General features: G+C 71.0%; 1 protein-coding gene and 1 pseudogene. Both read left to right on the top strand.

Annotated elements, in window-relative coordinates:
• On the top strand, window positions 1–876 hold an 876-nt coding region (locus G3N93_RS40405), incomplete at its 5' end, for a condensation domain-containing protein (RefSeq protein WP_241026921.1).
• Window positions 866–1,111, top strand: a pseudogene (locus G3N93_RS40410) (N-acetyltransferase); the annotation flags it as partial. The gene G3N93_RS40405 and the pseudogene G3N93_RS40410, both read left to right, overlap by 11 nt.

Here is a 1,111-nt window from a genome sequence, read left to right on the forward strand (position 1 = left end):
CTCAATACCGCGCTGTTCCGCACGACGGGGGCGTCCGACCAGCCGGTCGGCGTGCTCGCGTCGACGCGCGAGCTGACGGGCGATGCGGCCCGCGACGCGCTCGGCCTCTTCATCAATTCGGTCGTCGTGCGCACGCAGCTCGACCCGGCCGCGCGTCGTACGGACGTGCTCGCCCAAGTGCGCGACACGGCGCTCATGGCCTATGCACACGCGGACGTGCCGTTCGCGGAGGTCGTCGCGGCGCTGCGCGCGCCGCGTGCCGCGCAGGCCAATCCGCTGTTCCAGGTGATGTTCAACTACCTGCGCCCGACCGGTGCCGCGGCGCGCGACTGGGCCGGCCTGTCGCTGGCCGGATTCGACGAGGTGCGCCATCGCGTCGTGTTCACGCTGGAGCTGGACGTCGTCGAGCATCCGGATGGCCGCGTGAGCGCCGCATTCTCGTATGCGGACGAACTGCTCGATCGCGGTTTCGTCGATGCGCTCGTCGATGTCTATCACGACGAAGTCGCGCGTTTCGCCGGCGCGTCGGAAGCGGCGCTCGGCGCGCCCGACAAGCATGCCATTGCGCAAGCGTCGCAGCGCACGCATGCGGAAGGCAATGCACGCGCTGCAACGTCGTCCCGTGCGCCGCATGCGGCCGCCGCGCTCGCGGCGCTGTGGTCCGACACGTTCGCAACGGCCGCGCCGGAAGCGGACGCCAACCTGTTCGAAGCCGGCGCGACCTCGTTCGACGTCGTGCGCTTCGTCGACGCGGCCAGCCGCGCCGGTCACGCGCTGACGGTCGCCGACCTGTTCGCGTCGCCGACGCTTGCGGCACTTGGCGCGCGGCTCGATGCACACACGCAAACGGGACAGGAGGCGCGCCATGCTGGCTGAAGTGCGTCCGGACGGATTCACGATGCTCGATACCTACCGCCTCGCATTCGCGGACGGCCTGTTCGCCGTGCGCGACGGCGCAGAGATTCGCGTCGCGCAGGGCGACGGCATCGGTGCGCAGTTGCTGCGCGCACAACTCGGCGACGATGGCGCGCTGCGCCTCGTCGCATACAACCATCGCGCGGCGCCGGCCGACCAGCGACGTGCGCTGCTGGCCGCGCTGGCCGCGGCGTTT

Source organism: Burkholderia sp. Se-20378 (genome assembly GCF_017104665.1).
GTDB lineage: Bacteria > Pseudomonadota > Gammaproteobacteria > Burkholderiales > Burkholderiaceae > Burkholderia > Burkholderia lata.